This window comes from Chitinivibrio alkaliphilus ACht1 (genome assembly GCF_000474745.1).
Taxonomy (GTDB): Bacteria; Fibrobacterota; Chitinivibrionia; order Chitinivibrionales; family Chitinivibrionaceae; genus Chitinivibrio; species Chitinivibrio alkaliphilus.
The window spans coordinates 21,478-28,482 of sequence record NZ_ASJR01000025.1; the positions used below are offsets into that span (position 1 = coordinate 21,478).

Below are 7,005 nucleotides of genomic sequence, written 5' to 3' on the forward strand. Positions count from 1 at the left end.
CTTTTGTATTTTAGGGGAAAAACGGAGCTACCATATGTTTGAAGAGTTATCGGGACGTTTAGAGTCAACGGTTAAGAATCTTTCCGGGCAGGGGAAGATTCGTGAGAGCAATATTTCAGAAGCATTGCGTGAGGTGAAACGAGCACTTCTAGAGGCGGATGTTCATTTTCGCGTTGTTCGTGAGTTCGTTGCGCAGGTAAAAGAAAAAGCCTTGGGCGAAGAGGTCTTGTCCAGTGTGACGCCTGCGCAGCAGTTTGTGAAAATAGTGCATGATGAACTGGTTGTCCTCATGGGGGGAGCACACCGGGATATCCGTTTTGAAAATAATCAGCAGACACGCATTGTTATGGCCGGGCTGCAAGGGTCGGGGAAAACTACACAGACGGCGAAGCTCGCCTTGCATTTTCGCAAAAACGGAGGACATCGACCTCTCATGGTTGCCTGTGATGTCCATCGCCCTGCAGCAATAGATCAGCTTGAGACTCTTGGAAAATCCTTGGGGATTGACGTGTACTCTGAGCGGGGAAGCAGTGCCGAGGATATTGCGGAACATGCCATGGAATATGCGCGTAAAAAAGATTATTCCCTCCTTATTTTTGACACGGCTGGTCGACTCCATATCGATGAATCTATGATGCAGGAGCTTAGAAATGTTCATGCCATTGCAAACCCCCACGAGGTGTTTTTTGTAGCTGATGCTATGACGGGGCAGGATGCGGTAAATGTTGCTCAGGAGTTTCATGAGGCAGTTACCTGTACAGGGTTTATCTTGTCAAAAATGGACGGGGATGCTCGTGGTGGGGCTGCTCTTTCTATTAATAACGTTACGGGAGTTCCGCTCTGTTATCTTGGGGTGGGAGAAAAACCGGATGCCCTTGAACCCTTTTATCCTGATCGAATGGCATCGCGAATTCTTGGTATGGGTGATGTCGTCTCCCTTGTAGAAAAAGCAGAATCGGTGGTTGATCTTGAAGAAAGTAAAAAACTTGAGAAAAAGTTACGGAGAAACCAATTTACGCTTCAAGATTTTCTTGATCAGCTGCGGAAGGTTCAAAAAATGGGGTCCATTACTGATCTTCTGGGCATGTTGCCGGGGGTAGGAGGGAAGCTCAAGGGTATTGATGTAGACCCAAAGGCGATAAAGCATGTGGAAGCAATAATCCTTTCCATGACTCCGGCGGAACGGGAGAAACCGAAAATACTCAACGCGTCACGACGCCGGCGTATTGCTCGTGGCAGTGGCCGAACCGTGCAAGAGGTCAATCGCCTCATGCGTCAGTTTGAAGATATGAAAAAAATGATGAAGCAGATGAACCGTATGTCACGGAAAAAAGGTGGCGTATCAGGAGCAATGAAGAATTTAATGCCAATGTAAAATTATTCTGTTTTCCCTGTGTGAAAGATATATTTTCAGCGGGAATTAACTGTATTTATATACAAGTTTCATAGGAGATATAATTGATTAGAATCCGGTTAGCGCGACATGGAAGAAAAAAACGGCCCTTTTATCGTATAGTGGCAGCGGATCAGCGACGTTCAGTACGTGGGAAGTTTCTTGACGTTTTGGGTGTATACAACCCCGTGGCAGAGCCAAAGGTTTTTGAAATTAAAGAAGACAAGCTTGCGTACTGGCTGAATGAAGGTGCTGAGATGTCTGATACTGTTGCATCTTTGGTAAAGAAGTTCAAGAAGTAGCATGTGCCCTGATCCCCATGGCCGCCGTCTTATTTCTGCGGGCAAAATCGGACGTCCTTCGGGGCTCCGTGGGGCCCTGAACTTTTTTCCGTACGGGAATACACGAATTATTTCTCGCCCTCCGGTTACTGTGTGGGTTGGTCGAAATTCCGAGGCCGTGCGTGAGGAACGAATGGTTCAGGTTCAGGAGCGTTCATCCAAATGGATGATTCGCTTAGAAGGGGTTGAGGATCGAGATGCTGCCGAAGGGTATAAGAATCTCTCTGTCTTTGTACCCGAAGAAGATTTGCCTGATCGAGAGGATGGAGAATACTACTTTTACCAATTACGCGGCATGCGTGTCCTTTCCGAGACCGGAGGGGTACTTGGTAATGTTTGTGAGGTGTATGATTTGCCCACGACACAGGCTTTAGAAATTGATGTGGTGCATCGGGGAAAGATCTTGGTTCCCTTTCGGGATGAATGGGTGTGTTCCGTGTCCCTTGAGTCGGCAACAATTGTTGTCGATGCAGCAAAGTTAAAAGAATTGTTTTAGCGTGTTCTTTGATATTTTAACACTGTTTCCGGAGATGTTTACCGGAGTGTTTGAGGAGAGTATTCTCAAGCGTGCCCGAGAGCGAAATCTTGTGTCCATTGCGACGCATGATATTCGTGCTTTTAGTGAGAATAAGCATCGAAAGGTCGATGATTACCCCTATGGGGGAGAAGCGGGGATGCTGATGCGTCCCGAGCCGGTCTGCCGAGCCGTTGAATACTGCAAAGCGGAGCGGGAGGGATATAATCCGACGGTGGTGTTTTTGACGCCCCGTGGAGAGCCCTTTTCTCATACGGTGGCCTATGAGCTTGCTGAAACAGATGGTCTTGTTCTTCTCTGCGGGCATTATAAAGGTATAGACGAGCGTGCCGTCTCCACCTGTGTGGATCGTGAAATATCCCTCGGGGATTTTGTCCTTTCAGGCGGAGAAATAGGTGCCATGGCCATAGTTGATGCCGTGTCACGGCTTTTACCGGGAGTCTTGGGAAACAGCCAGAGCGCGTCCCTTGATTCTCATTACGATGGGTTGTTGAGTGCGCCCGCGTATACTCGTCCCGAAGAATATAAGGGGTTGCGTGTTCCTGAAATTCTGTTAAGTGGGCACCATAAAAAAATTGCAGAATGGAAACAGCACGTTTCTCAGGAACTAACAAAAAAACGACGCCCCGATTTATGGGATGCGTATAGACAGAAAATGGAAAATGGAGGTTTGTAATATGGATAGAATTCAACAGATCGAAAAAGAAATGCTTACCGATAATCATGCCCTTGATTTTCGTTCCGGCGATGTCGTCAACGTAGGGTATCAGATTAAAGAGGGTAGCAAAGTGCGGACGCAGTTTTATCGTGGCACCGTTATTCAACGCAAAGGGTCCGGTATGGCGGAGACTTTTACCGTTCGTAAGGCATCTGCCAACGGTATTTTCGTAGAGCGGATTTTTCCGATCCACTCACCACTTATCGAATCAATTGAAGTTGTAACACGTGGTAAAGTGCGTCAATCTCGGATTTATTACTTGCGGGATCGTATTGGTAAAGCTGCTCGTGTACGAGTGCGTGATATCAATAAGAAAAATTAAGGTACAGGGGAAGCAAAGGCTTCCCTTTTATTTATGAAGCAGGAACATAAACATATCGGTGACTATCGCCCCAATGTCTGTGCCGTTATTCTTCACCCAATGCGGGATGATGCGGTTCTCCTCTGCCATAGGAAAGATTTTCTTATGGAGCAGGGGTGGCAGTTTCCTCAAGGCGGGTATGATGAAGACAAAGATCTCATCGAAGAAATGAAGCGTGAATTGCGTGAAGAGATTTCCACCGACGCTGTTGAGGTGCTACAGATGAGCGCCGAGGAGTATTTTTATGCCTTTCCCTCATCGTCACACCCGAAACGGGATCGGTATTTAGGGCAGCGGCAACGATGGGTGTTGTGTCGCTTTGTCGGCCAAGAGAGTGATATCTCTGTTGAAACGAAGGTGCCTGAGTTTGACGAGTGGAAGTGGGCTTCACCCCACGAAGCGGCACGGTCGATTGTTGAGTTTAAGAAAACCAATTATTACGCAGCCCTGCGTGAGTTTGGTCTCATTGAGTAACTAATTTTATCCTTTTAAAAAAACTATTTCCCTTTAGCTTTGCATTTTGTATTTACAAGGTAAAGATTGATTACCGAGGAGTACAAATGACCAAAAGAAACTATCTTTCCATTGTATTGGTTGGATCGGCTGGGCAGGGCATCCAGACTGTTGAAAAGGGCCTTGCTACGCTCTTGAAAAAAGCGGGCTATGCCGTATTTACCAATAAAGAGTATATGTCTCGGGTACGGGGAGGAGTGAATTCTACCCAGCTCATCGTCTCTTCGACAAACCGCCGTTGTTTTCATGATACCACTGATGTAGCTGTGCTTTTTACCCCCGATGGATATGAACATATTGCGCACCGGCTTCAGGATAGCACTGTCGTGCTTGCCGATGCTTCGTTACATGAACAGCTTCCTGAGTCTGTGACTTCTGTTCCTTTTTTAGACTATGCCAAGGAAGCAGGCAGTAAACTGTATCAAAATAGTGTCGCAATAGGCCTTATTGCAGGTCTGCTTTCTTTGAAGAAAGAGGCTCTTGAAGCACAAGTGACAGCGGCGTTTGCGGCAAAGGGAGAATCGGTGCAGAAGGGCAACCGTGAGGCTGCTCAACGAGGGTATGAAGAGGCGCAGGGAATTTCCCTGCCGGAACCATTTCCTCGTATTACTCCGGGGCCCTATGGAAAATCCCTCTTTATTGGAGGAAGTGAAGCGCTTGGTCTTGGAGCTATTGCTGGGGGCTGCTCGTTTATTTGCTCCTATCCTATGTCGCCGGGGACTGGTCTGTTGACTACCTTGGCAAAGTACTCTCACACCTTTAATATTGCTGTTGAGCAGGTTGAAGATGAAATTGCCGCAGTGAACATGGCGGCGGGGGCGTGGTATGCTGGTGCGCGAACCGTTGTTACCACATCCGGTGGTGGATTTGCTCTAATGACTGAAGGGATTAGCCTTGCAGGCATTATGGAATTACCCTTGGTGGTTAATATCTCTATGCGCCCCGGACCAGCAACAGGATTGCCAACACGTACCGAACAAGGTGATTTGAATCTTGCTGTGTATGCAGGGCACGGAGAATTCCCACGGATTGTTTATGCTCCTCGTGATACGCAACAAGGGTTTGACTTGGCCAAGAGAGCCATGGAAGACGCTGATGCATGTCAGGTTCCTGTTATTCTGCTTACTGATCAGTATTTTATGGATGGTATGGAGACCTTGGATCAAGATCTTGATACGCACGGCTATGATACGCAGCACATTGTTGAAACGGATCCGTCTTATAAACGATACGCCCTCGGTAATTCAGTAGTCTCTCCGCGCGGTATCCCCGGGTATGGCACAGGAATTGTCTGCTGTGATAGTGATGAGCATACAGAAGAGGGGTATATTACAGAGAGTATGTCTGTTCGGTGTAGCATGATGGATAAACGTATGGCAAAGCACGCACTCTGTCAAAAGCGAATACCCGCACCGGAACTTCTCAAAAGCACAGCGAGGAAAAAGCTCCTTGTATCGTGGGGCACGAACTATCACGTTGTCCGCCATGCCCTTGAAGAGTATGACGGCGATGATATCGATTTTCTCCATTTTAGTTGTGTATACCCCTTGCCGGAGAATCTTTCTGAGCTTCTTTCCGGCTATGATGTCACGGCAGTACTTGAGAATAATTATACTGCGCAATTTGCCCGGTTGATACGTGGAGAAACGGGACATTCCTTCGATACTGAAATTTTGCAGTATGATGGCCAGCCCTTTTCTGTGGAACATGTAACCGCGGCACTTAAAAACCTTGGTAAGGAGGAGCAATGAATAAAGACGTTTTTGATAAAAAAGATATAGATATTTCGTGGTGTCCCGGATGTGGTAATTTTAAAATTTTAGACATGCTGAAACAGACCTTTGCCGAATTAGATATTCCTCCGAACAAGCTTGTTGTTGCTTCGGGGATTGGTCAAGCACCGAAGACACCACAGTATTTCAATACCAATATGTTTAACGGGTTACACGGAAGAGCCTTAAGTTCTGCCACGGGGATTCAGGCGGCAAACCCGGAGCTGACTGTGGTTGCCCAGGGTGGTGATGGTGATATGTATGGTGAAGGGGGGAATCATTTTCTCCATACCATCCGGAGAAATCCTGATATTGTACACATTGTACATAACAATATGGTGTATGGATTGACAAAGGGGCAGGCCTCTCCAACCAGCGCCGTGGGATTTACCACATCTGTGCAGGTTGATGGGGTACATGAAGAGCCTGTGAATCCAATTGCAGTTGCTATTGCGCAGAATGCTTCTTTTGTAAGTCGTGCATTCTGCGGCCATGTTGAAGAGACAAAAGAGATTTTAAAACAAGCCATAGCTCATAAGGGCTACGCCTTGGTAGATCTCCTGCAAAACTGTGTTACCTTTAATAAGACAAACACCTTTAAGTGGTTTAAGGACATGACGTATTACGTTGAAGATTCTTACGATCCCTCTGATCGTGCTGCTGCCTTTGCTCGAGCTACGGAGAATGAAAAGCTTGCCCTTGGTGTGCTCTATCGTCGAAAGACGCCTCCAGCACCGTTTCATACGCATTTGCACCCTCATGCAGCGGGAGAGACACCCTTGTATAGGCATCGCTATGAAAAAGCAAAAATGGATGCATTATTAGATGGCTCCTATAGATAAGGGTGAAATCTATGAAGTATCTCCGGTAGGGTATATTTCGTGCAGCCAGTATTATCGGTATCAGCAACCTCGTCAAGGGGTGCATGCGGATAATACCGGAACGATCCATCTCTACCGGGGCTATAATTATGAGCAAGCTCTGTGCGATCTTGCAGGGTTTTCTCATATTTGGGTTCTCTACTTGTTTCATTTAAACGAAACATGGAACCCGAAAGTTTCTCCACCGGTAAACCCTGATGGGAAAAAAAAAGGAGTCTTCGCGACGAGGGCTCCGCATAGGCCGAATCGTATTGGTATGTCAGTTGTAGAATTATGTGCTGTGCACCCTGATACACGAGAGGTACACATTGCTGCCTTTGATATGTTACATAACACTCCGGTTCTTGATATTAAGCCCTACCTTCCCGATGCTGATTCATTTCCCCATGCACAGCGAGGGTGGCTTCCTGCATCACATGAACTCTGGCGTGTTTATCCTGAAGATACATTTCTGGATCAGGCGCGTTGGGTGCAAGGTCAGACTGGATACT

9 protein-coding genes are annotated in these 7,005 nt (G+C 47.0%); all 9 read left to right on the forward strand.

Annotated elements, in window-relative coordinates; genetic code table 11:
- The first annotated feature begins 34 nt into the window (after window positions 1–34).
- Window positions 35–1,375: a signal recognition particle protein gene (ffh, locus tag CALK_RS10135; RefSeq protein WP_022637577.1), complete on the forward strand. Its 1,341-nt coding sequence runs from the start codon at window positions 35–37 to the stop codon at window positions 1,373–1,375.
- An 83-nt stretch (window positions 1,376–1,458) separates the two neighbouring features.
- Entirely contained in the window at window positions 1,459–1,695 is a 237-nt protein-coding gene (gene rpsP / locus CALK_RS10140; protein WP_022637578.1) for a 30S ribosomal protein S16, read from the forward strand.
- Window position 1,696: 1 nt separating this feature from the next.
- Window positions 1,697–2,230, forward strand: a complete 534-nt coding sequence (gene rimM / locus CALK_RS10145; protein ID WP_022637579.1) for a ribosome maturation factor RimM — start codon at window positions 1,697–1,699, stop codon at window positions 2,228–2,230.
- Window position 2,231: 1 nt separating this feature from the next.
- A complete protein-coding gene (gene trmD, locus CALK_RS10150; protein WP_022637580.1) occupies window positions 2,232–2,945 on the forward strand; it encodes a tRNA (guanosine(37)-N1)-methyltransferase TrmD in 714 nt (237 codons plus the stop codon).
- Between the two features lies 1 nt (window position 2,946).
- Complete coding sequence (gene rplS, locus CALK_RS10155; protein WP_022637581.1) at window positions 2,947–3,309, forward strand: 50S ribosomal protein L19; 363 nt, start codon at window positions 2,947–2,949, stop codon at window positions 3,307–3,309.
- A gap of 33 nt (window positions 3,310–3,342) precedes the next feature.
- Complete coding sequence (locus CALK_RS10160; RefSeq protein ID WP_022637582.1) at window positions 3,343–3,822, forward strand: RNA pyrophosphohydrolase; 480 nt, start codon at window positions 3,343–3,345, stop codon at window positions 3,820–3,822.
- A gap of 86 nt (window positions 3,823–3,908) precedes the next feature.
- A complete protein-coding gene (locus CALK_RS10165; RefSeq protein WP_022637583.1) occupies window positions 3,909–5,612 on the forward strand; it encodes a 2-oxoacid:acceptor oxidoreductase subunit alpha in 1,704 nt (567 codons plus the stop codon).
- Window positions 5,609–6,475, forward strand: a complete 867-nt coding sequence (locus CALK_RS10170) for a thiamine pyrophosphate-dependent enzyme (RefSeq protein WP_022637584.1) — start codon at window positions 5,609–5,611, stop codon at window positions 6,473–6,475. Before CALK_RS10165 ends, CALK_RS10170 begins: the two co-directional genes overlap by 4 nt.
- A partial coding sequence (gene tsaA, locus CALK_RS10175; protein WP_081698143.1) for a tRNA (N6-threonylcarbamoyladenosine(37)-N6)-methyltransferase TrmO occupies window positions 6,459–7,005 on the forward strand: 547 nt, incomplete at its 3' end. The genes CALK_RS10170 and tsaA, both read left to right, overlap by 17 nt.

What these genes read in the sequence shown, in the direction of transcription:
- ffh (WP_022637577.1), top strand. Translation starts at nt 35, where the DNA reads ATGTTTGAAGAGTTATCGGGACGTTTAGAGTCAACGGTTAAGAATCTT.
- rimM (WP_022637579.1), top strand. Translation starts at nt 1,697, where the DNA reads ATGTGCCCTGATCCCCATGGCCGCCGTCTTATTTCTGCGGGCAAAATC.
- rplS (WP_022637581.1), top strand. Translation starts at nt 2,947, where the DNA reads ATGGATAGAATTCAACAGATCGAAAAAGAAATGCTTACCGATAATCAT.
- CALK_RS10160 (WP_022637582.1), top strand. Translation starts at nt 3,343, where the DNA reads ATGAAGCAGGAACATAAACATATCGGTGACTATCGCCCCAATGTCTGT.
- CALK_RS10165 (WP_022637583.1), top strand. Translation starts at nt 3,909, where the DNA reads ATGACCAAAAGAAACTATCTTTCCATTGTATTGGTTGGATCGGCTGGG.
- CALK_RS10170 (WP_022637584.1), top strand. Translation starts at nt 5,609, where the DNA reads ATGAATAAAGACGTTTTTGATAAAAAAGATATAGATATTTCGTGGTGT.